The organism is Candidatus Gorgyraea atricola, assembly GCA_030765235.1.
Lineage (GTDB): Bacteria > Omnitrophota > Gorgyraeia > Gorgyraeales > Gorgyraeaceae > Gorgyraea > Gorgyraea atricola.
In genome coordinates, this window is the sequence record JAVCCW010000001.1 from 62,438 (window position 1) to 85,717 (window position 23,280).

Genomic DNA, 23,280 nt, shown 5'->3' on the forward strand with positions numbered 1-23,280 from the left:
TTATTCTACTGTAACGCTCTTAGCGAGATTCCTTGGTTGGTCTACGTCGCAACCTCTTTTAACCGCAATATAATATGCCAAGAGCTGTAATGGCAGGACTGTAACTATGGGTGAAAATAGCTCATCTGTCTTAGGCACGTATATAACCTCTTTTGTTAATCGCTTTATCTCACTATCCCCCTCAGTGGCCACTATGATTACCTTGCCTTTTCTTGCGCAGATCTCCTGTATATTAGAAACCATTTTCTCATATATAGACGAATCAGGCGCAATACAGACTACAGCTCTATATTCATCTATCAATGCAATCGGCCCATGCTTCATCTCTCCTGCTGCATAGCCCTCTGCTGGGATATAGGAAATCTCTTTAAGTTTCAATGCGCCTTCGAGCGCAGTTGGAAAATTCAAATTCCTTCCAAGATACAAGAACGAGCCATAATGCAGGTGTTTTCCTGCAAGCTTCTTGATATAGTTTTTGTTTTCGAGAACCTTTTCTAATATCCTTGGTAGCGCCTTAAATTCCTTTATTAAAAATCTCTTAACCCTTTTTCTCAGTAAGGCCCTTTTCTCAGCAAGATAAAACGAAAGTAGATAAAGTATTGCAAGCTGCGCTGTGTATGCCTTTGTAGATGCAACACCTATCTCTGGCCCAGCATAAGTATAAAGGACCCCGTCTGATACTCTAGTAAGGCTTGAACCTACGACATTGCAAATAGATAAAATCTTCGCACCCTTCTTTTTTGCCTCTTTTATAGCAGCCAGAGTATCTGCTGTCTCACCTGACTGACTTATGGCTATAACGAGTGTATTTTTATCTACGATAAACCGTCTATACCTAAACTCAGAAGATAGATCGACTGTTACTGGAATCCTGGTGAATCTTTCTATGAGGTATTTTCCAACCATGCCTGCATGATATGCAGTGCCGCAGGCAAGGATTATAATATTTGATATCTTTTTTATCTGCATATCAGAAAGATTGATTCCATCAAGCACTATTTCACTCGCACCCTTTATTCGCGAAGATATTATCTGCTTTAAGACCTTGGGCTGCTCATGTATCTCCTTCAGCATGAAATGCGAAAAGCCTGATTTCTGTGCGCTTGAGACGCTCCATTTAATCGTATCGATCTGCTTTTTCTTCTTTTTGCCGCTTGCGTCTAAGATCTTTACTTTATTCTGCGATAGACTTACTATTTCACCATCGTCAATATATATGACCCTTTTTGTATGCCGTAATATTGCCGGCACATCTGAGGCAATAAAATTCTCTCCCCTGCCTACACCGACGATAAGAGGGCTTTCCCTCCTTGCTCCAATTAACTTATCCGGCTCATTGCTGCAGACGACTCCCAGAGCAAAAGAACCCTTTAAATATTTCACTGCCTTTAATACTGCCTTTTCTAAATCCCCTCTATAGTATTCCTCTATTAAGTGCGCTATCACTTCGCTATCTGTCTCTGACTTAAATCTGTGACCTTCTCTAATAAGAGTCTCTTTTAACTCGTGAAAATTCTCTATTATGCCGTTGTGAACCACTGCAATATCTCCAGTACAGTCTGTATGAGGGTGCGCATTTACATTTGTTGGCGCGCCATGCGTAGCCCAGCGCGTATGTCCTATACCTATTCTGCTGTGCCCCAATTTCTTGATAATCTGCACAAGGTCTTTCATCTTGCCAGACCGCTTGGCGATCTTTACAGTCCCTTGCCCCACTATACACACGCCTGCAGAATCATACCCACGGTACTCAAGCTGCTTCAACCCCTCTATAAGAATCGGCAACGCATCCTTCTTACCTATATACCCAACTATCCCGCACATATGTCCTCCGGTATCCCGATATCAACCACTATAACTTCACCCGTATGCTCTGGACCTTTATTGATATAAAATCCCTTTTTAGGAAATTGCATTGTTACTGTCTTAGTTGCCCTTATTGCCTCACCTAAAACTTCGCCAGTATCTGCGTTCAGGCCTGACGGAACGTCTATTGAAAGAATCGGTATATTTCTTTTATTCAAATCTGCGATGATCGATCTAGCTGGCTCCCTAACTTCACCCTTCAAACCTATCCCAAATATAGCATCTATAAGTAACTGAGGTCGGACCTCGAACACTTGATGTTCGAGGTCCGACCTCGGCACTATCTCTTCTACAGCAACACCGATCTTCATCAACTTATCCAAATTTATCTTTGGATCATTCTTTATGCTGGATATTTTACCTATTATATATACCTGAACCTCTGCTCCCTTATTGGCCAAATGCCTCGCAGCTACAAGCCCGTCCCCTCCATTATTGCCTGTGCCACAGAATATTGCAACCCTTTTTGCAGAAACCTCCTCTGCCACCTTGCGGCCTGCATTTTCCATGAGCACAATTGAGGCAATACCAATCTCCTCTATTGTCTTGCGGTCCATTTCCTGCATCTCTTTCACGCTGACTCTCCGCATAGGCCCATGTATTATAACACCCCTCACTTTATAGGGCAAGGTTGAACCTTTAATGGGGATATGATACACTTATAGACAATGAACCTTAAAAGAAAGCTCTATCTAAGCGCATTTGTGCTGGGCCTGACCTCGATGGTAGGCCAGATCATTATTATAAGGGAGCTTATTGTAGTATCCTATGGGAATGAGCTTTCGCTTGGCATCATACTTGCGAGCTGGCTATTCTGGGTATCTATCGGGAGTCTGGTATTTGGACGGCTCGTTGATAAAATCAAATTTAAAGAAACGCTGCTCTCTATCATTCAGCTGGCAACATCTATCGCCTTACCACTACATATATTCCTCATAAGAAATATAAAATCCCTGCTACACATATCTCCGGGAGAGGTAATGGGATTTTCTTCTATATTTATCTCTTCTTTTCTATCTCTTAGCGCAATATGTGTACTCTTGGGATTTACATTTACGCTAATATCAAAACTCGCTGCTACGAATTCTAAAGTTCCGTCTAAAGAAATAGGAAAGATCTATCTCTTAGAAGGTCTCGGCGCATCTATCGGAGGCATAGTATATAGTTTTTTCCTGATAACAACTCTCTCGCCGCTACAGAATATATTAATAGTCAGTTCTTGTAATCTAGTCGCCTCCATCTTTTTCAACAGAAATATCCTGCAGCTTGCATATCTGATCATACTCTCTGTGGCATTTGTACTTAACTGGCCATCACATTTGGATAGATTTGCCAGATCCATGCAGTTCAGGCCCTTTAAAATGGTTGAGAGCGTTGATTCTATATATGGAAATATCAGCGTCACTAAAACAGGTAAAGAGTATAGTTTCTTTGAGAATGGGCTTTTGATGTTTACCAGCGGTGATACGCTTACGAGCGAAGAAGCTGTGCATTATGCAATGCTCGAGCATCCGTCTCCGAAAAACATACTCCTTATAGGAGGAGGTATAGGCGGACCTTTACAGCAAATCCTCAAACACCGCGTGGATAATGTAGACTATGTAGAATTGGATCCCCTGATTATTGAGGTGGCTGAAAAATATCTCGCACCTGTAAAGGATAAGCGCGTCAACATACATCATATCGACGGCAGGCTGTTTGTGAAGCAACAACTGAGGGACAAGGGACAAGGGACAAGGGACAAGGGTTATGACATAGTAATAATAAACCTCCCGGATCCATATACAGCTATGTTAAATAGGTTCTACTCTGTCGAGTTCTTCGGGGAGGTAAAAGAAATCCTCTCAGACGGCGGGCTTCTCTCATTCTCCCTGACTTCCTCTGAAAATTACATAAACCGCGAGAATGCAAGATATCTTGGCTGTATCTATAATACCCTCCAAAAAGAATTTAAAGACACAAAGGTCTTTCCAGGAGATAGCGTTGTGTTTCTCGCGTCAAACAAAACAGGTTCTCTTACGTACGACGCTAATATCCTTCTCCAAAGATTAAAAGAAAGACGGATAAAAACTCAATTTGTAAGAGAATATTACCTGCCTTTTAAACTCGCGCCCCTTAGGATCAAATATGTTGAAAATACTCTGCAGGAATTTGGCAGTAAAAAGATAAATCAGGACCTCAGGCCAATAGGATACTTCTACCACATACTATTATGGATGACGCTTTTTTCTGCAGGAAGGAGCATGCTACCGCATATTGGACTGATCAACATCTATCTCTTTAGCGGGATAGCTTTCGCGCTCTTTCTCATTGCTCTCTTAATACAAAAACTAAAAAGGTCTTCTTTCAAAGTGCCAGTGGTATTATCCGTCGGCACTACTGGCATGAGTGAAATAGCCTTTCAGATAATCGTGATATTGGCATTTCAATCTCTATACGGCTATGTGTACTATAAGATAGGTGTAATTCTCACTTCATTTATGATAGGTCTAGTCTTGGGTAGCTTTTATATCAACAAATATCTTGGCCGCATTAAAAATGAAAGGACATTATATCTAAAGATCCAGGCGCTTATATGCGTCTACCCTTTGATCCTTCCTTTGATATTTACAAAACCTATTCCTGAGATAAGCTTCGCGATGCTGCCAATAGTAGCTGGATTTTTAGGCGGGGTGCAATTTCCGTTGGCAAACAAGATCTGCCTGAAGAGCGCCAAAGATGTGGGAAAAACTACAGGCGGTCTTTATGGGATCGATCTCTTGGGTGCTTGTATTGGTGGATTACTGGTAGGTTTATTACTGGTCCCGATACTAGGCATCATCCAGACCTGCATATTTCTATTTATTATCAATACACTTGTCTTAATACTGCTTTGTAATTCCCGCCCGTCTTGATTTTTCAAAAAAATATGCTATACTTTAATTAGTGAATAAACCATGGTGAAAGGAGGCGCGGAGTTAGCGCAAGCACAAAGGTTTATAGCCTATAAAAAAGACCCTTATTGAAGGGTCTTTTTTATTTCACATCCTCTTCGCCAAAGACCTCCGCTGAATAGATATAGATCTCTGTAGAGCTATCCTTCCACGCGGTTACGCTCAGGCCTGCTTTTTGGCAGGTGTGCTGAAGAAAAGTGTCTCTATCCCAACCATATTCTGTTGCGACCTGTGGTAATAAAATTCCTGAATAAAATCCTTGCTTCATATACAGGCCATGCTTACCGACCTCTATCTCGTTTACATCATCTATTCGTTTTAGAGGTGTAAGCGCTGATATCTCTATTTCCATATCTTTCAGCTCATCCTCATTCATCGGACTAAACCTTGGATCTTTTATTGCAGCTGAGCGCGCAACATCTTTGACAGTCTCATGGAGAGGCTTTACTGCGATTATATAGCCTATACAGCCACGAAGCTGGCCGTGTTTTTTTATTGTCACAAACGCCCCGCAGTTTTCTTTGAGCCGCTCTTCTGTAACTTCAGGATAAAATCCTTTTTTCCCAGTTACAGACTCTATGATAGATGCCTTAGCGATCTCCATGAGTTTTCTCTTTTCTTCTTTATTTAAATATTCATCCTTCATGAGCATCTCCCCCCTTTCAGGGACGTATATAACAATGCTTGAATAACCCACTACCCTTGATTTATCTCCTGTAACATCTCCGGAATTTGCGTATTTCAAAATCTTTGCCTTTGCATTATGTCTATTCGCAAGCATTATGGTAGCGAGCACTGCAATAGGCGCGTCTATCTCAGTGTCGCCATTCTTTAGCTGCTCCAATAACCCTTCTGCATCTAATTTTTCAATAGCAGAGATGCCACTTTTATCAAGCTGTACTGCCTTTTCATAAGCATAATAATGAGACAGATCCACACTTATCACTAAAAGCGTATCGCGATCCATCGTGTCATAAAGCGCGTCACTTAAAATGCGCGCGTCACTAAATAGAGGCGTGCCCATGGTAATAGGCACTATCGTAAAGTCCTTGTATATCCTCTGTAGAAATGGAAGCTCTACTTCAATGGCATGCTCTTTCTGGTGCGCCTCAGGATAGAATTTAAATCTATCGCTCTTTTTCATGATCTTTCCAGCAAGCTCTTCGTCTATCTTGATGCGACCAAGAGGAGTCTCGAAAAAACCTTTGTTATAAATAGAAATGCCCTCAAACCCTACATAATGACTGGGTGAGATGATTATTATTTTCTTAAAATCTGTACCTTGCAGCTGCTTAAATCCATGCGCAGCGACCTGACCAGAATATCTATAGCCTGCGTGCGGCACAATGACTGCCAGAAACCTTGCATCAAGATCTACCTTTTTAACATTATCCAAAAACCCATCCACTGCCTCTAACAGCTCACTTTTATCCCCAGGATAAAACGCGCCTGCAACAGCTGCTTTTCGCACCTCTTCAGAAGAAGAGTTGCTGCATGAAAATAAAAATACAAGAAGAATTAGAATCGCTATTTTTCTCATGATTAACCTGCCAAATTCTTATAATACCGCGCCTCTTTATGTTTACGAGGAATGATCTTCAATAAAGGCGCGATCAAAACTCCCAAAATCCCCAAAACCCCTGTCTTCAAAAACTCCTTCCGAGTAATCTTTTTCCCAAACATCTTCCCCTCCTTTACCTCTTCCACCTACCAGTAGGCCAGGTTTAAACCTGGCCTACATGGGAGGAAATAAGCCTACATTAAGTTATTTCCATCTACCAGGTATTTGGTGGCTGCAAAATTTGCATTTGCCTTGTTCTGTAACATTATACTCTAAGATCATATAGCCGCGCCTGCCGATTACTGTATTTTTGCACATAGGGCAATACGTATTATTGCCGTCGTGGCCTGGCACATTACCTACGTAGACATAGTGGATACCTTTTGACATTGCAATGTCTCTTGCCAGCGTCAAAACCTCTTCTGGCGTGGGCGGAAGATTCTTGAGCTGATACATTGGCCAGAACCTGGAAAAATGTAACGGCACCTCTGGCCCCACATTATCTACTATCCACTCGCAAAGCTTGGAAAAATCCTCTCTCGTATCATTATAAGTCGGCACTATAAGATTCGTAAGCTCTACCCATACGCCAGAACGTTTCATTGTAACTATTGTATCCAACACTGGCTGAAGCGTACCATTACACACTGTGTTATAGAATTTCTCTGTCATGCCTTTTAGATCAATGTTCGCAGCATCCACAAATGTAGTGGCCTCTTTTAATGGCTCTGGATTTATATAACCTGCTGTGACCCAAACATTCAAGAGTCCGTTTTTATGAGCGAGCCTAGCGCTATCAGCGGCATATTCAAAGAATGTAATCGGCTCAGAGTATGTATACGCTATTGTACTGCACTTTGCGGCAATAGCCTGCGCCACCATTTCTTCTGGAGGAAGGTCCATATTCCGGGTATTCTCAGGCTCTCTCTGCGATATCTCCCAGTTCTGACAGTACATGCAATGCAGATTGCATCCTGCTGTTGCTATAGAAAATGACTTTGTGCTGGGCAAATAATGAAAAAGCGGCTTTTTCTCAATCGGATCCACATGCACTGCGCATGGCTTACCATAGACAAGCGTCTGTAGCTTTCCGTCTATATTCATACGAGAACGGCAGTCACCCCTGGCGCCATTACCTAAGATACATCTTCTAGGACATAATAAACACTGGACATTACTCATCTATCACACTGTAATAACTTGCTTCTCTGGTTTCTAGATTAGATTTGGCTGGTTCTGTCGTCTTGCTCATTTTCCCCAGACTATAAATAGTGATTATTACTATAATAATCGCCAGCGCTATAAAAAATCTACGCATTTTTCTTTCTCCTCATATAAAGAGCGACCGCTATTATAAAAACTACGCCACTTATAACCTGCGCTATCTTGATATCAGTTCCCCAAATATAAAGGCTATCCGCTCGTAGACTCGAGACTACTATCCTTATAGAATTATATATCATCAGATACAATAAAAAAAGCCCGCCAGAAAATATTATCTTCTTTCTCGCTATCCACAGGCCAAAAAATCCAATCAAATTCAAAACCATTTCATAAGCTTGAGTTGAATGAACCCTTGAAGCATCTATTGGAATGCCATAACAACATCCATTTAAAAGACAGCCGATCCTGCCAATTGCCTGGCCCAGAAGAAGTGACGGCGCTACTAAATCAGCCAATCCCCAAAAAGAAATCCCACGGCGCTTCGCAAATAAAATACACGCGATTATTCCACCCAATATCCCACCATGTATGGCAAGCCCTCCCTGCCATATCCTGAATATAGACAGTGGCTCTTCTATAAAAACTCGCGGGCTAAAAAATAAAAGATAATAAAGACGAGCGCCTATTAATGCGCCGATGATGAGATAAAAAGAAAGATCGTAAATTAAATCTTTCTTGAAATTTTTTCTAACTGCCTCGATCCTGGCAAGATAAATACCAAAAACAAAAGCTATGGCAATCATCATGCCATAGCTATAAATTGTTATTGGGCCAAATTTGGCTATTATGGGGTGCATCTTGTCATTTTATCTGTAGATCCAGCTTACCTGTTCTCTGCTTTGCAAGATCCCAGCTATACTCGTAAAGATGAAGGCCTTTGCTTGAGGCTATCATCTCGCCATTCTCAACGCCTATCTCTTCTGCCATGTATTGTTTTACCAGCTCTAGCCCGCCAAGATTCGATGGAAACCCTCCCCACAGATCCCAAGACCTGAAATACGGAAAGAAATGTAATTTCCCATACCGGATCCTAGTATCTATAAGTCTCAAGCACGGCGGATCATTGAGTTTTATATCAGATGGCATGCCTATTTCCATTACTGCCTGATTCGTGCCATGGCCCTGCGTCTTATACATCTTTATCACTTCTTCAACCTGATTTACCTCAAGCGGCATCTCTTTAACTATTTCTTTTTCCTTGAATCTGACCTTCGCGTCTACTAATCTTTCCCCATAAGTATAATCTTCTGTCTCTGTTTTCTGGCCAGTCAATAAATAAGACAGGTACCCATTTATATATTCCATACTGGTCGGCGCTGGTATGCTAGCGCCCTCTGGCATTATAGGAATGATCTGATGAGAAGGATTTTTTATGCGGATAGTAACAAAATCAAACTCAAGCCTCTTCTGCCCCTCGTAGCTTCCCCTTGTTATCTTATACACATGGCCATTGTCCAAGATCTCAGACAAACACCTGAACCACGCGTCATCCAGATCAAAGGCTTCAATATGAACAGGATTAAGCTCATTTTTGGACATTACTTTAATCTCCAGTGCTTTTTTAATTCGTCGTTAATATTTTTGACCTTATGACCCTCTAATTCTTTTTCCTCTATTTTACTCTTTGATTTTCTCTTCTTCAACATAATTATATTCTTTAATTCACTTATAGAAATCGCGTCACTACCATAGACCCTTGCGTGATTCCTGACAAAATTATCATCAGACGCGACACTTATCTGGTTGCTGTTAGACGCGGCCCTTAGCATATCCACAATAACGTTATCCGCATCCTTATCATAAGTCCCATACACTACCTCGATGTTCCCATATGCCTCTTGCCTCACGCCAAGCTCTTTATCCTTGCTGTCAAATACAATAGATACTTTATCAAACATGCGCTTCTTAGACATAAAATCCAAAAGTATTCTAATAAAATGCAAGCGGCTTGCCTCAAGGCTGATATCCTTCTTAGCCTCAAGCTCTTTGATCTTATTTATCGCGTTATATCCATCTATGATTAAATGCTTCGACACTCTATCCCTGCCTTTTTTAATAACGCTGTGGTCACGCCATCCCCGTCAACTACCTTTTTATCAAAACTCCCATCATAGATCTTCCCAACCCCGCACGACGGGCTTCTTGATTTAAGAATCGCTTCTTTCACATCATACTTTTTCGCGATCTCCAGTGCTACAAAAGCACCTTTAATAAACTGTTCTGTTACATCCAGGCCATTTTCATCAAAGGCCTTTGCCTTGCCCTCTAAAACATCCTTGCCTGTGCCGTCTTTGATCTCTGCCTTTGTTCGGGGGATGCTTCTCCCCCCAAGTACTTCAGGACACATAGCAATACATTCCAGATCCTTTACTCTTGGATTAAGTCTACTTTCCCCGTCATATGCACACTTCTCACCTGCCAAACATGCACTAACTAAAATCATAACTTAAACTCCTTTAGTAATCTTTCAAACGCCCCATTCCCATCAAATACAATTCCCTTTATGCCAAGCTTTGCTGCCGCATCAACTAAATCCTTTCTATCGTCGATATAAAACGCCTTTGATGCCTCTATTTTGGCAAAATCTAGGGCAGTCTTATAAATCTCAGGTGCTGGTTTTCTATAACCCACCTCGTAAGAAAGTATCAGTTTATCAAACTCGTTAAAAATCGGCATCTTGGGTTTAAGAAACTCGAAATGCGACTCATTTAGATTCGACATCATGATGAGCTTATATTGTGCTTTTACGCTCCTTAAAAACTCATGCATTTTCTTATTAAGCTCTACCTCAAAAAATATATCCTGCCATATCGGCATAAACTCATCTTGTCCTATGCTTAACTCAAGCGTATCCTTAACCCTACGAAAAAACTCATCCGTAGAAATCTTACCTTCTTCATAAGCCTCAGTCAGGCCTGAATCAAAGAAAAGATCATAGATCTCCTCTTCCCCCTTAGGCGTACACTCCAAAATCTTCCTCACAGCAATCCTGTGATCAAAATTCACCAGCACATTCCCAAGATCACAGATTATAGCACTGTATTTATTATTCTTCATAGGTAATTAGTATAAACAGTTTAGTCCTTATAATCAAGAAACTTTACATTTAAAGCAAGACCTCAAATGTAAAGTTATTTTATCACATCCAGGACCTCCCCCGTACCACTTCGGGTACGGGGCATGCTGGCGGGCATCGAGCCTATTAACCGTGGCGAAAACAGGCCCAAGCCGCCAGTAGGATCCGTGGATTTATTAAATATCCGTTAATCTCTTGCGTTTTCTTAAAAAACTAGATTCACTATAACCTAATTTTTGTTCTGCCTTTTTAATATTACCTCTTGTTTCAGCTAATGTATTTTTTATCAGTTCGTTTTCTTTCCCTTCAAAATAATCTTTGATATCCTTCTCTCCTTTTAAAAATCTCCACAATGGGCCTTCGTTAAGATTCGTCAATTTAGATAGCTTTTTGGAGTTACCTCCTGACTTATCGATTAATGATTTCCATTTTTTTATTTTTCTTTTCTTTATCTCTTGTTGTAACTCGAGTCTTTTTATCTTGCGCCTAAATGTAACCAAGTCAAGATTCATTAATTTAGCCGTCCTCCCGTACATATATAACCCTTCGTCAAGTTTTTTAAGCAAACTATCTATTTCGATACGCTTTTGATTAACTGTGATCAGTGGCCATATATTATTTCTCTTAATAATCTCATAAAAACCCGATTTCTCAAACCCAGACAATTCTATTGCTTTTAATGGCTCCCATTCTGCCTTTCTCAACCAATAAATCGCAGCTGCCTTCTTCCCAAACAATGCCTTTGCCTCTATTGCGTTCTCAAGGAGCTCTGCATGCCAAACCGCCTTATCATCAGTGGCTTGAAAGATGTGCTGCTTTATATCATCTAAATATTGATCCATATAATCATTGTAACTATAGGCGAATAATGTTCTCAATGTGTATATATTTTTGATCTTACCCCCTGGTTTTGTGTTTGTATAGTCGAGTTCTTTGATAAGCCTGCCCACTAGCTCCTCTTCTGATAACGTGTCTATATTATTGATGTTTAATAATGCGCTTTCTTTCTTAAACACATCTATTTTATTTTGATTTGCAACCAAACCACCCCGCAGGATTGACAGCTTAGTATCCATTTGATCTATTATGTCACTAAAAATAACTGGCCTCTCCTTGCAATACCAATTCTTTCTAAGCCATTTACAGAATAACAACCAATCATAATCCTTGTTTCTTGCCGATTTTTTTATAAAGAGATCTTTTATTTTCTTATGGGTCTGTGTCATCATTTTAAACTCTGAAAAGCGCTGTTTAATTCTGCTGGTTATAAAAATGCCCTTTATGGGTAAGTCTAATCCTGATAATAGACGTCCTTTCTTTGTCAAACAATACCTGTGGGGCCATGCTCCGGCAGACTTAGCTTCACCTGTCCGTTCCATATAAAAAACTTCTGCAACATAGCCAAGCTTTTTGGCTTCTTGAATAGAGCGAAATACTGTAAGCTTATCTATGTCGTTTTCTGTGATCTCTTTGTACGACTCTACGATATCAAGAATACTAAAACTGCCAGAACCTTTTAAAGCGCATGTCTTTAATACATTCAAGCTCTTTAAGGGTTTAACTTTTCTATTGCCTACGAGAAGATCTATATCTAGATTATTTTTAGAAAATAGGCTTGTTATTTCTTTTGCATCATCGCTTAATTTATAAAAACCATATCCTACTTTTACAAGATAGCCATCTCGATATAATCTGTTTATGTGATTATGGGCTTTTGTGTCATTCAATTTTGTTCCTGTAATATTTCCATTGCATACCATCCTATATGTCCTTCTTGAAAAAGGTTTATCAAGAAAATTAACATCAGCAAGTATCTTTATAGCTACTATATTCGATTTTACAAGTCTTAAGCCTTTTTGAAGCACCAGGCTATTGTCAGAGACTACAACATCTAGCTTCTGACACAATTCACTCCCCCTGCCGCCAAGGCCCAGGGGATTCCTCAGAGTAGACGCATACACTATCTGCTGCGCTAAGAAAATACTAAGTATCAATATTGAAATTATCTTTTTTGCCTTCTCCATAATCTATCCTAAATCCAGGACCTCCTAGCGGGCATTGAGCCCATTAACCGTGGCGAAAACAGGTCCAAGCCGCCAGTAGGTGCCGTGGATTTATTGTCTTCTGCTACAAACACTTCCTTGTCAAATTATAATCTCTTAATCTTTTATCAAAATATGAAAGCTTTAGCCCTGACATGAGCCAAGCCTCTTTTTGCATATCTACCGAGAGTACCAAAGACCTCAACCACTCCTCCTCTAATTGTTCAAAATAAGACAATAACTTATGTTCTCGCAGTACAGTCCTTAAGTTAATTACACCTTTTTCAGAATAACCTGCCAAACTAGCTGTTTTTATAATGTTGCCTCCTCCTTTCTCAATGCATTTCTGGAGAAAAAGGGTCTTTAGGTTATATTTACGCAATTTATATTTCGAAGTTGAAAGTGAAATTTTCTTATCGCCATCCTTTATAGCAAGAATTAATTTCTCCTTTTCTTCTTCTTCGCCCTTTTTCTTTCTTTCTTTAGCTTCTTTATCAAGCTTGTCACGAATATCATACTTGACTAACAATTTTCTTACAGTACGTCTAGCAAGATGCATTGCTATGGCTGTCTTAGTAACGTTACATCCGCTACTACGATATTCGCGGATCAATTTTGTCCTATACAACTCATCCTTATTATCTTTGATTAGTTGATTCAATTTATGCCTTTTTATGCGCATATGCAAAGTTCGTAGTGGGATACCTGATAAATCGGCTGCCTTCCTTATATGCCAATCTGTCTGAGCTAAATAATAGAGAATGGCTTCTCTTTCAAACGATTCATCAAAAGATATGTTCCCTTCTATAAACAACCTGAGTAGTTTTGCATACCATTGTAATTTAGATATATTCTGACTCTCAAATTTAACAATATCTTTTAAATATCTCTTCATATGACTCTCTGAAGCATGATGCAAAAGCGCCTTTATTAAATCTATATGCAGCTTCACTCTCTTCGGACTTGTATTCAAAAGCTCTAGCCTGCTCATAAGTCTTGTGGTTATCTTTTCTTTCGAAAGCTTTTTTATTGTCTGATCATTCAAGTTTAATAATATGCTTTCTTCTGTAAAAGGGTTTTTTAACATTGTCTTGTTTTTCAAATTTTTATCTATTCTGGCAAGGATGCTGCCATGGGTGCCCATTCTTTCTGCCATCCATCTGCAAAACGCTATCCAGTCTACATTATTCTCTTGGTTACTTATTTTTAAAAGTTCTTCCATTTTTACAAAAACAAGCTGAGTAATTTCTTTTTTTATTTCTTCTTTATCCCTATTGATATTCGTAATTTCACTATTTCCTTTGGGCGGTTCTTTAATATGTAATTTTTGCTTTATCTCGCTAAAAATTTTGATCTCGACACCATCCATATTTTCTACATCCTCTAGATATTCTAAGATACCTTTTAATTCACGTGTCTTTGTCTTTTCCATTTCAGCTTTAAAGGTCCTATTGTATGCTTCCAAAAATCCCTCTTTGCAATAAAACCTTAATATCAGATATAAGATGGTGTACAGTTTCTTTGCATCTTCTGCCATACTAGTTAATGTACTATTTTTCTTTATTCCTATGATACTACCAAGGGCTACATATGCCTCTAAAAGCCTCTCTTTTGATCTCATCAAATCTCCAGTAGAATAGTTACTTAAAACATCCTTTAAGTAACTGCACTTTTCTTTAACCCTTTTGTCCAATGAATACTTTAGCCCGTCATAACCAAAATGTCTCTCGGAAATAATCTCGAGCTTATCTACTAGTAGATATAAAGCCTGTTTTAGCTCTTCTCGTCTTCCTGACGCTATGCTGCCGTTGGATTTTCCAAAAATACCTTCACATATTTCACTAAAGCCAAGCCATTTTTCATTTTTATGCAGCAAGTCCAAAACTTGTATTAAATAGCTATCTTGATCTTTGTCCTGCACTAGATAGTCATCTTGGCCATTAAACACTCTATCGATAATATGCCTATGCTGTTCCAGCTTCTCAAAATCTAAAATCCCCCTCAATGGAAGTTTTGCCTCAGTTAGTTTTATCAGCTCTGGTGAACATCGATAAAGTCCATGCTCGATTCTTATTATATGTCCCACGTCTTTAGCCTGTTGTAAAAAACTCTTCAATCTAGTCTCATTTTTAAATGCATAATCCCCATCTATACGACTGCATATGTCAAATACCTGTTTTCGACTAAAGCTTCTCTCTTTTTCTCCTATAAGAGTAAACAATTTAACTGTATTTAGATAATCTACATTCAATAAAAGCCTAAAAAAAGTATTGGAATTTTGATGGGCGATTATCAATTGTTTCGCAGGTTCAGTTACTATATACTTTTTGCTTGGCAATGCCACAAGGATACCGACTTCAATGCCATGTTTTAAGTAATGTTTGTGGTTTGGGTCATTATGACGAGCATCATTATAATTGTCCCTATAAAATAGATTAAGAGCCTTTTCGAATTCATCCTCAGAAAATTCCCCATTAGTCATATTTGCTGATGCAATAACTTTTAAGAGATGCACTGCTATCCTATCATCATAAGCAGAGAGCTCCAAATATACCTTTCCAAATCTATCAGATCCCCCACAAAGCGGATTGCGCAGACTCTGTGCATAGATTGGCTGGTGGGTTAAGATAGCTATTAATATTAAGATTGAGATGAGTTTTTTTGATGTTTGCATATACATATCTCTATGGGCATACCTCTAGATAAACTCTGGATTTTTTCTGCTCGCCTAAGTCAAATTTTTCAATCTCTTCAAGGAGCATCTCTTCCATTATTTCATTCATTATTTCAAACTTTTCTTCTTTTGTTGATGGAGCTAAAAGGCGGATGTCTCTTTTTTGGCGCCTGTCCATCTCTTTTGAGAGCTGTGTTCTTGCTTTGTCAAATTCCTTTTGTATATAGTCTACTGGATTATCAACACTTGTGCGCAGGTGTAGAATCCATGCCAATGTCTCTAATGTATCATCTAGCTCTTCTTCTTTAAGAGGGTCTTGACTCCACAGTGCCCATAGGATAATCTTTCTTTGTGTTGAAAGCTGGTCAAATATTCTGCCAAAACGCTTGCCCCAGTAACAGGCTTGGTTTAGCCAAGAGTTAAAGAGATTAATCCTTCCTATTATCTTTCTTTCCAGTTTTTCTTTTTGAGCCTTTGCCGTTCTTCTGATAGAGGTATTAAGCAGCTCTAATCCCTCTCCATGGCCTTTGGTCTTTTTGCCACGCAGCTTCTCTGTCAAGGGTAAAGCAGGGTCGATTATATAATCATCTTCTTCATCAGTCATAACTACTGCGCCTTTTAGCATTGGCTCGTAGTTTATTTTCCATGTTTTTTTTATATTAAGTTCAGCCTTAAGGTATTCTCTAAAACTTTGGTCTTGGTCATAGACAAATCCTCTATATGATAATGTATTATAATATTTAGTAAATTCCTGGTATTCTCCAATCCATTCTCCTATAATTCCATATAGTTTGAAAATACCGTCATTTAAGAGATCACTGAAATACCTGTCTCCCCAATAGCCATCTGGGTCTGAAACCCAGGTGTATTTTTTAACCTCTTCTATGATTAGCCAGAAGTGTGCTTCTGCAAACTCATCCCTGGCCTCTATATCGCCTTTTATGATTCTTTCTATTAGACGAGCTTCTTTTTCAATGTCTAAGCCCTTCTTTGGCTTCTTGTAATCATCTAGGATGTACTTTAGGGGAGACTCTGTGCTGGATACCATTGTCTTTTTACGCTTTAGATAATTTTTCTCTTCTTCTGCAGCATTTATCCCATCTTCTATGCGTTCTCTAAGAATTGGGTATTCTCCTTCTGTAAGCTCTAAGAGCACCTGTGCCTTCTTAAAAGAGCTTAATGCTGATCTAGGAAGCTGGCTTATGTCTAACTTGATCTCTGCTTTTTCTAATAACTCTTGTATTTTTTCAACAATAGCTAGCTCTAGAGCATATTTAAGATCCTGAGCGTCTTTAATGATAGTCTCATCTATGTGTTCTCCAAACTCTAACTGTTCAAAAACATTATTGATAGCTCGCTGCGCCGATCTGTACGAACCTTTTTGCAGATTAAACTGTGCTTTATCAAGATATTCTTCTGGGGTAAGAATCCTATATCTCCTGGCCATCTGAATCTGACTTAATTTGTAGTTTGTCTCTTTCAATACCTTTGAAATCTGAAAGAATAGCTCCATATCCATAGGTGAAGCCCAATATTTTTTGGCCCACTTTAATCTCCGTGCAGCATCTGATAGCGCACCCTTCTTCATATACTGCATGCCCTTATTAAATAAGGACTGCACGATCTCTTCTTGTCGCTCAAAATCGAATTCGATTTTTTCCACAAACTGCTCCAGTATATCCCCCTGCATATCTATAATAACCGGCAAACCATATTTATCCAGAAGTGGTCGATTCTTTTTATCCTCTACAAGCCTTAGAAGTTTTGCCTCGCCATCAATAACTAAAACATCAATCCTTGCCCCAGCTAAGCCAGGCAAATGACATTTTAAATCTATAATGTTCCAATATAATATCTCACTTTCTGGAACAGGTAAATCTATAATAAGACACGATTTTAGCCCTCTCGGTTTATTAATGCTCTTAGAGGCTTTGCTACCATCAAACATACAGACAAAACCTCCTTCTTTAAAGGCGTTGATAAAATTTCCTTTTTCAAAAGCAGTCTTTGCTTCTTTAGCCAGTTTAAACATTGCTGATAGTCTTTTTTTAGCCATCACCTCGCCATGTTCATCCAATACCTCTGCCTCTTTAACAATCGATTTCCCATTAAAATGTTGAATCTCAGTAACTCTTGCTTCTTTGTCGGCACACTTGAGGCCAAACTCCACACGTCTCTTCCCTGCTAAGAATAGATTTCCAGAGCTATTTAGCTTTAGACCTTCTATCCCATGCTCTACGTTGAGTTGATTAAACTTTTCTTTCCCAAGATAGTAAAAACCAAAGACCGTCTCTCGAATCTCTTTGTTCCTAACTCTACCAAGAGGAGAAGAAAACTCAGACTCCAGAGAAAAGACCTTATGAAACAATGTGTCAGGATAGTAGGTTATAAGCTCGCATCGTTCATCTGGATTTGTTAATAATCTAAAACGTCCTGTCGCTGTTACTGCAAACTGTATGCCCCCATTACTCAATCCGCTATTTATTAGAACTACGATCTTTTTATACTTAGGATCAGTGCAATATTTTTGAAACTCCTTGCTATCAATTGCCCCTCTGTGGACACGTATAACGCTACGCTTGCCTTTCTCGTCAATGCCAATGATAGGCAAAAACTCCTCTGCAGCTATTGTTAGTCCGTCTTTTTTAAACAAAATCATTCGCGGGATGCCGTCTTCCCATTCTACCTCGTACTCCTGGTGTGCATACTTGTCTGGATTAAACAAAAAACCATACTCTTCTAGTTTAAGAGCGGGGGATCCTTTAAATCTACCGCGCAACACAACATGCCCTTGTTCTTTTAGATATTGGATCTTGCCCTTATGGCCCCGTGGCAATTCTTCGAAATCAACATAGTTAACCTGTCCACCAAAGGCATGCTGGAGTTTAAGGTTCCAGAGATGTGCTTTTAATGCGCTATGCTCTTCTCCTAACCCGCCCTTATCTTTTGCCCTTAATAACTTATTCAAGGCAATGCGCTTACGTTTGTCATTAAGAAACTTAAACACAACATCTTGTTTCCATAGGTCACTTACGTCCTCTATCTGCAATCGCTCTAGTAGGCGCTGTACAGGTAGACGTTTCTTCACAGTCTCTACGACACCAGCCAGATTAGTAAGTGCGCCATCGCGATTAAAGTCTGAAAATAGCTCAGGGTTTGTTTCAATAATAGAATAGCCTTGTTTTAAAAGTTCATTGTCAGGTTCTACGTCTCTAAGTTTATGCTCAAATATCAAACTCCAGATATCATTGACTAGGATATTATCATCTGTGTATTTCCCATTGTTTGGGTCTAAGCTTAAATAACTATTTTTTAAAGAGCTTAATGTCTTGTTTTTTATAGAGTTATACCAGCTAGGGTCATGATATCTATTCACCTCAATCCATGCCTTGGATATTTCACGTACTAAATTAGGTTTCGCTTGAAGGTTTTTTAGTCCAATATATATTGCCTGATAAAGTAGACCTTTTTTTAATATCTTCCTGCCTTTTTCATTGCTTGCTAAAAGACGAGACCTAAGACCCTGCGCATAGATTGGCTGGTGGGTTAAGATAACTATTAATATTAGAGTTGAGATGAGTTTTTTTGTGTTTTGCATAAGCTTATATTCAGGCCCGAGGCATCTTAAATAAAAATGCTACATCTTCTATTAGGTCTTATTAATTGTTTCATTCTCTTTATTAATTGTATAGCTCTTCCTGAGTTTTGTTCTATCTTGTAAATCAAGTTCGCTGCGGCCTCTGTGAAGCCATCGTAATCCAAAAATCTCTTGGCCCAGCATGTATAATCTTTCATATAAGGTTTGAAAGCATAGATATGAAGAAAATTTAAAAGATTTATATTATAATTTACAATGAGCGTATTATGGACTACGCCAAACCTTAACTCATTAAAGATCGTGATCACATCTCTCTCTTTCAATGGTAAAAGATCTGACTTGCTAATAAATTTCTCCATCATGCCTCCATCATCTAACAAATTTATTTCAAAACCTAAGTCTTTACAGAAAAGTTGTTTAGTAATCTTGCTGTTAGATTTTTTTATATTCTTTTTTATTCCTAATCTCCTCTTCTTTATCCAGGCAATATCAAGTTCTTTAAAGGGTGGGAGTTTATATTGACTAATAATAAAACGTGGGAGGTCAGATCTCTTGGTGCCTGGAGGCACAATCCACCCATCTAAGCAAATAACCTTTACTGGCTTTAGTTCCCCATTTGTTCCACTATAAAGACGATTTAGCAATAATTTATATATTTCTTTTTTAAGCCTACGCTTACAATAATCCCGCTCTCCATCTGGATCTACTTTTAAAAAATTACTGATGAGGCGTAGCGATCCAGCATCTGCTCTCTTGATATTCATTAGCTTCTTTTTAAAAATTACTTCTCTGTCAGCAATATTACAGGCGTGCATATATTTTAATGTCAAATATAACTCTATATATAAATCTGCTGATTTTTCGGACATCTTTCCCAATATAGAACTGTCCTCTAGGAGTCCTGGCTTGTATAGCTCGAAATAAAGGTCTCTAAACTTTCCATTCATAGAAGTTTTATTTACAGAATCAAAAGGGAACTTTTTCAATATTTTTTTTGACTTATTAAGTCTGTTCCTTATTTCTTCATCAAGTCTAAATCTATAATATCTTCCATCATGTTTCGACAGAATAATTCCAAGATTCTCAGAAATCTTCTCAACAACTTCTACGATGTATCTCCTCTCAATGTTCGGCAATAGAGATCGCATATCTTGATATGCCAAAGTGTCGTGCTCGCATAAAAGATCCAGCACCTTTGTCAATACCAAATAAAGATCTGAGCTGGTAGATTGTGGAATCCTTCTCCCTATCTCCTCCATGATAAATGTGCCTTTTATGGGGAATTCTTTTGCTGCGAATTTAATCCCTCTTGTTGTCAGCTTATATTTCTTATAACCAGCCTCTATGATATGTCCCTTTTCCTTTGCTTGTCGTAAAAAATGACCTATCATATTACTGATACCGTTCTCGCTCCTGGTATCTATCCCATTTCCAATAACTGTCTTGTACAACACTAATGGATCCTGCTTTGAAAATGCTACTTCTTTCCCTATAAAAAAACACACCTTAAGTACATTTATATAGTCCAGTGCACTGATGCGATGTCTATTTTCTAAAATGTCTGCATGTTCTTTTAATTCATTAAAAATTCTGAGAAACTCCTTTGCATCATCAGTCAGCTTGTACATATCTCCTATTTTCTCAAGACAGCCCTGCCTAACTCCTCGTTTTAGATGTTGATAAGCTCCAGCTATAGAAATTTCTTTACCTTTAGTGAGCGTATTAAACGCATCTTGATACGCCTTAGTCGTAAAGGCCTTTCTCGAAAGAACTTTCGCTTCGAAGATCACATGAAGCAAGCTAAAAGTTTCGATTCTTGGATTTACTAGTCCCTTATCAAGCGTGAGGGTATTATTTGAAGCTGCGTTTACCTCCTGGCAACCTTTTCCAATCCTAGGAGATCCCCCACAAAGCGGATTGCGCAGACTCTGTGCATAGATTGGCTGGTGGGTTAAGATAACTATTAATATTAGAGTTGAGATGAGTTTTTTAAAGTTCTTCATAATCTACAAACAAAAAAGCCGAGCTGTCAGATAAGACAACGCGGCCTTGTAAGCTTGTCAGGATCCACGGTTTACTTTATCCAGACGCTCCTTATATGCTATTATAATAGATTTATAAACATTTTAACACAAGCCCCTAATAATGTCAATAACAATCCCTAAAGTAGACAAAACAGTCACTGACGGATTTGTCTACTTTAGCGCCAGGTTAGGTAGAGGAAGATGTAGGCAGATGTGACTGCGGCTAGAGTGAATGGTAGGCCGATCTTGAAAAATTCGCCAAATGAGACCTTGTATCCCCTGTCTCTGAGCATGCCCATTGACACAATGTTGGCTGAGGCGCCTATAGGGGTTATATTACCGCCTAATGTAGCGCCTATTAATAAGCCGAATAGGAATAGCTCTGGCCTTGCGCCTGTATTGAGCGCAAGGATATTGGCAACAGGTATCATTGCTATAACATAGGGAATATTATCAATAAAAGCAGAGCATAAGACTGAGATCCATACGATTAGAGTAAATGTCAGGAAGATATTGCCGCCTGTTAGGCCTGATATAAATCCTGCGATATCCTGGATTACACCTACATGAGAAAGCGCTCCTATAAGAACAAAGACGCCTATTAAAAAGAAAAATGTGCGCCAGTCTATGTTCTTCGTGAAAGAAAAATGTTCTTTTGCAAAAAACTTATGCCATAAAAGGCCAATAGCGCCAAAGAATAGACATATAAGCGCGATACTGTAATAAGGCTTATTCTGGATAAAACTTGATGCACCAAGTGAAAGAATCATGAGCGTCATTAAAATGGTGGGCACCCATGTCTTGATCTTTATCTCTTCTATCTTCTGGACACCCTGTTTGTATTTCCTGAAAAGTAGGTATAACACTATGAATGAGGCAATGGCGCCTATTTCGACTGCGAATGCAATGCCAGGCCTTCCTTTCATCCAGAAAAAGTCCATGAAGTTCATGCGGTGAGACATGGCTAAGATTATACTGGGTGAATCGCCTATCATTGTGGCTGAACCCTGGAGATTTGAGCTTATGGCTATGCCTATTAAGAAAGGAATGGGATTTGCTTTTAATTTTTTTGCAACCTCAAAGGCGATTGGCGCTACTATCAGAATAGTTGCTACATTTTCTGTAAAGCTGGATATAAAACCGGCCAGGAGACACAAAAATAAAATTGCCGCGCCAACATTTTTTGACTTTCCAACAAGCCGCGATGCCAGAAATCCAGGCACATTGGAATAGATAAACAGGCCCGAGAGTATCATTGTGCCGAGAAATACGCCAAGCACATTGAAATTTATGCTTAAAAATGCGTCCTTTACGCTAATCGCCTGGAAGACTAAAAGAATCGCGATACCGCTAAATACTGACACCAGGGGGTTAAGCTTGCGATTAAATAAAATTATCGTAAGATAGGTAAGCAAAAATGTAACTATTACAAAAATCTTCATCTTACGCTGCTCCTTAAAAAATATGTCAATCTCTCCATTTCCATTGAGAGATCCACATTTAATACCTCTATATCTTTTGGCGCCTTGGGCCTGATAGGCGCGAAATTAAAGATAGCCTTTATGCCTGAGGAAATCAACTCATCAATAGCTCCCTGCGCGACCTCCTGCGGCACAGCTACAATAGCCATATTAATATCTTTAGACTTTATAATTTTGCCCAGATCTCTTATATCTTTTATTTTAACACCTTCTTTTACCTTGTTCACCTTTTTTTTATCATTATCAAACGCGTATTGTATATTAAAACCCTGGCTCTTAAACCCTTTGTATGCCAAAAGCGCAGAGCCCAGATTCCCAACCCCTACAAGCACAACATCCCAGGTCCTGTCTATGCCAAGTATCTTTTTTAATTCTAGCTTTAATGCCTCAGTGTTGTAGCCGCTTCCAGGTCTTCCGAACTGGCCAAAATACGTAAGGTCTTTCCTGATCTGCGCAGCACTACATTCTGTGAGAGTGGCTAATTCCTGAGAGGATATTATAGGCGTGTCTTTTAGCGATAGAAGCGCTCTGTAATAAAGCGCTATTCTTGGAATGCTGGATGACGGGATTTTCAATCCACTGCCTCTACTTTTTCAATTTCCGGTACGTCTTTTTTTAATGCCTTTTCAACGCCTTGCTTCAAGGTTATCTGCGACATAGGACAGCCCATGCACGCGCCTTTTAACCTTACCTTTACTACATTATCCACTATGTCGACTAACTCAATATCTCCGCCATCGCGCTGCAGGAATGGTCTTATCTTCTCTATTGCCTTCTCAACTTTTTCTCGCATAACAGCTC

At 39.2% G+C, this 23,280-nt stretch carries 19 protein-coding genes; 1 reads left to right on the plus strand and 18 read right to left on the minus strand.

What is annotated here, in order from left to right:
- Nucleotides 1-1,824, minus strand: a complete 1,824-nt coding sequence (glmS, locus tag P9L93_00290) for a glutamine--fructose-6-phosphate transaminase (isomerizing) (GenBank protein MDP8229529.1) — start codon at nt 1,822-1,824, stop codon at nt 1-3.
- A complete protein-coding gene (locus P9L93_00295) occupies nt 1,812-2,456 on the minus strand; it encodes an NAD(P)H-hydrate epimerase (protein ID MDP8229530.1) in 645 nt (214 codons plus the stop codon). Before P9L93_00295 ends, glmS begins: the two co-directional genes overlap by 13 nt.
- 78 nt (nt 2,457-2,534) lie before the next feature.
- Between P9L93_00295 and P9L93_00300 the strand changes: the two genes are divergently transcribed.
- Complete coding sequence (locus P9L93_00300) at nt 2,535-4,760, plus strand: fused MFS/spermidine synthase (GenBank protein MDP8229531.1); 2,226 nt, start codon at nt 2,535-2,537, stop codon at nt 4,758-4,760.
- A 121-nt stretch (nt 4,761-4,881) separates the two neighbouring features.
- Here the strand turns inward: P9L93_00300 and amrB are convergent, their stop codons facing one another.
- The 16 genes from amrB to P9L93_00380 all read right to left on the minus strand — a co-directional run bounded on the left by amrB (nt 4,882) and on the right by P9L93_00380 (nt 23,272).
- Nucleotides 4,882-6,339 (minus strand): AmmeMemoRadiSam system protein B, encoded by a 1,458-nt coding sequence (gene amrB / locus P9L93_00305; protein MDP8229532.1) that lies wholly within the window; start codon nt 6,337-6,339, stop codon nt 4,882-4,884.
- A 2-nt stretch (nt 6,340-6,341) separates the two neighbouring features.
- The gene (locus P9L93_00310) at nt 6,342-6,482 is read right to left on the minus strand and encodes a hypothetical protein (protein ID MDP8229533.1); all 141 of its coding nucleotides are present in this window, start codon (nt 6,480-6,482) and stop codon (nt 6,342-6,344) included.
- Between the two features lie 82 nt (nt 6,483-6,564).
- Nucleotides 6,565-7,542, minus strand: a complete 978-nt coding sequence (amrS, locus tag P9L93_00315; protein MDP8229534.1) for an AmmeMemoRadiSam system radical SAM enzyme — start codon at nt 7,540-7,542, stop codon at nt 6,565-6,567.
- A complete protein-coding gene (locus P9L93_00320; GenBank protein MDP8229535.1) occupies nt 7,535-7,678 on the minus strand; it encodes a hypothetical protein in 144 nt (47 codons plus the stop codon). The genes amrS and P9L93_00320 overlap by 8 nt, the downstream gene beginning before the upstream one ends.
- Nucleotides 7,671-8,381 (minus strand): prolipoprotein diacylglyceryl transferase, encoded by a 711-nt coding sequence (gene lgt / locus P9L93_00325; protein MDP8229536.1) that lies wholly within the window; start codon nt 8,379-8,381, stop codon nt 7,671-7,673. The genes P9L93_00320 and lgt overlap by 8 nt, the downstream gene beginning before the upstream one ends.
- A 4-nt stretch (nt 8,382-8,385) precedes the next feature.
- Nucleotides 8,386-9,123 carry a thymidylate synthase gene (locus tag P9L93_00330; protein MDP8229537.1) on the minus strand — a complete coding sequence of 246 codons (738 nt, stop codon included), beginning with the start codon at nt 9,121-9,123 and terminating at the stop codon, nt 8,386-8,388.
- Nucleotides 9,123-9,620, minus strand: coding sequence for an NYN domain-containing protein (locus P9L93_00335; GenBank protein MDP8229538.1), 498 nt, complete (start codon nt 9,618-9,620; stop codon nt 9,123-9,125). The genes P9L93_00330 and P9L93_00335 overlap by 1 nt, the downstream gene beginning before the upstream one ends.
- On the minus strand, nt 9,605-10,027 hold the full coding sequence (locus P9L93_00340; protein MDP8229539.1) for a DUF523 domain-containing protein: 423 nt from the start codon (nt 10,025-10,027) through the stop codon (nt 9,605-9,607). The genes P9L93_00335 and P9L93_00340 overlap by 16 nt, the downstream gene beginning before the upstream one ends.
- Nucleotides 10,024-10,641 (minus strand): HAD family phosphatase, encoded by a 618-nt coding sequence (locus P9L93_00345; protein ID MDP8229540.1) that lies wholly within the window; start codon nt 10,639-10,641, stop codon nt 10,024-10,026. Before P9L93_00345 ends, P9L93_00340 begins: the two co-directional genes overlap by 4 nt.
- A 195-nt stretch (nt 10,642-10,836) precedes the next feature.
- Nucleotides 10,837-12,684: a helix-turn-helix domain-containing protein gene (locus P9L93_00350; GenBank protein ID MDP8229541.1), complete on the minus strand. Its 1,848-nt coding sequence runs from the start codon at nt 12,682-12,684 to the stop codon at nt 10,837-10,839.
- A 103-nt stretch (nt 12,685-12,787) separates the two neighbouring features.
- Complete coding sequence (locus P9L93_00355) at nt 12,788-15,376, minus strand: helix-turn-helix domain-containing protein (GenBank protein MDP8229542.1); 2,589 nt, start codon at nt 15,374-15,376, stop codon at nt 12,788-12,790.
- Between the two features lie 10 nt (nt 15,377-15,386).
- Nucleotides 15,387-18,974, minus strand: coding sequence for a hypothetical protein (locus P9L93_00360; GenBank protein MDP8229543.1), 3,588 nt, complete (start codon nt 18,972-18,974; stop codon nt 15,387-15,389).
- Between the two features lie 26 nt (nt 18,975-19,000).
- Complete coding sequence (locus P9L93_00365; GenBank protein ID MDP8229544.1) at nt 19,001-20,977, minus strand: hypothetical protein; 1,977 nt, start codon at nt 20,975-20,977, stop codon at nt 19,001-19,003.
- A 197-nt stretch (nt 20,978-21,174) separates the two neighbouring features.
- Nucleotides 21,175-22,440 (minus strand): SLC13 family permease, encoded by a 1,266-nt coding sequence (locus tag P9L93_00370; GenBank protein ID MDP8229545.1) that lies wholly within the window; start codon nt 22,438-22,440, stop codon nt 21,175-21,177.
- Nucleotides 22,437-23,054, minus strand: a complete 618-nt coding sequence (locus P9L93_00375; GenBank protein ID MDP8229546.1) for a redox-sensing transcriptional repressor Rex — start codon at nt 23,052-23,054, stop codon at nt 22,437-22,439. The genes P9L93_00370 and P9L93_00375 overlap by 4 nt, the downstream gene beginning before the upstream one ends.
- On the minus strand, nt 23,051-23,272 hold the full coding sequence (locus P9L93_00380) for a NifU family protein (GenBank protein MDP8229547.1): 222 nt from the start codon (nt 23,270-23,272) through the stop codon (nt 23,051-23,053). Before P9L93_00380 ends, P9L93_00375 begins: the two co-directional genes overlap by 4 nt.
- Nucleotides 23,273-23,280: the final 8 nt, after the last annotated feature.

Excerpts from the sequence above, each read along its gene's own strand:
- glmS (MDP8229529.1), bottom strand. The coding sequence starts at position 1,824 with ATGTGCGGGATAGTTGGGTATATAGGTAAGAAGGATGCGTTGCCGATT.
- P9L93_00295 (MDP8229530.1), bottom strand. The coding sequence starts at position 2,456 with ATGCGGAGAGTCAGCGTGAAAGAGATGCAGGAAATGGACCGCAAGACA.
- P9L93_00300 (MDP8229531.1), top strand. The coding sequence starts at position 2,535 with ATGAACCTTAAAAGAAAGCTCTATCTAAGCGCATTTGTGCTGGGCCTG.
- amrB (MDP8229532.1), bottom strand. The coding sequence starts at position 6,339 with ATGAGAAAAATAGCGATTCTAATTCTTCTTGTATTTTTATTTTCATGC.
- P9L93_00310 (MDP8229533.1), bottom strand. The coding sequence starts at position 6,482 with ATGTTTGGGAAAAAGATTACTCGGAAGGAGTTTTTGAAGACAGGGGTT.
- amrS (MDP8229534.1), bottom strand. The coding sequence starts at position 7,542 with ATGAGTAATGTCCAGTGTTTATTATGTCCTAGAAGATGTATCTTAGGT.
- P9L93_00320 (MDP8229535.1), bottom strand. The coding sequence starts at position 7,678 with ATGCGTAGATTTTTTATAGCGCTGGCGATTATTATAGTAATAATCACT.
- lgt (MDP8229536.1), bottom strand. The coding sequence starts at position 8,381 with ATGCACCCCATAATAGCCAAATTTGGCCCAATAACAATTTATAGCTAT.
- P9L93_00330 (MDP8229537.1), bottom strand. The coding sequence starts at position 9,123 with ATGTCCAAAAATGAGCTTAATCCTGTTCATATTGAAGCCTTTGATCTG.
- P9L93_00340 (MDP8229539.1), bottom strand. The coding sequence starts at position 10,027 with ATGATTTTAGTTAGTGCATGTTTGGCAGGTGAGAAGTGTGCATATGAC.
- P9L93_00345 (MDP8229540.1), bottom strand. The coding sequence starts at position 10,641 with ATGAAGAATAATAAATACAGTGCTATAATCTGTGATCTTGGGAATGTG.
- P9L93_00350 (MDP8229541.1), bottom strand. The coding sequence starts at position 12,684 with ATGGAGAAGGCAAAAAAGATAATTTCAATATTGATACTTAGTATTTTC.
- P9L93_00355 (MDP8229542.1), bottom strand. The coding sequence starts at position 15,376 with ATGCAAACATCAAAAAAACTCATCTCAATCTTAATATTAATAGCTATC.
- P9L93_00360 (MDP8229543.1), bottom strand. The coding sequence starts at position 18,974 with ATGCAAAACACAAAAAAACTCATCTCAACTCTAATATTAATAGTTATC.
- P9L93_00365 (MDP8229544.1), bottom strand. The coding sequence starts at position 20,977 with ATGAAGAACTTTAAAAAACTCATCTCAACTCTAATATTAATAGTTATC.
- P9L93_00370 (MDP8229545.1), bottom strand. The coding sequence starts at position 22,440 with ATGAAGATTTTTGTAATAGTTACATTTTTGCTTACCTATCTTACGATA.
- P9L93_00380 (MDP8229547.1), bottom strand. The coding sequence starts at position 23,272 with ATGCGAGAAAAAGTTGAGAAGGCAATAGAGAAGATAAGACCATTCCTG.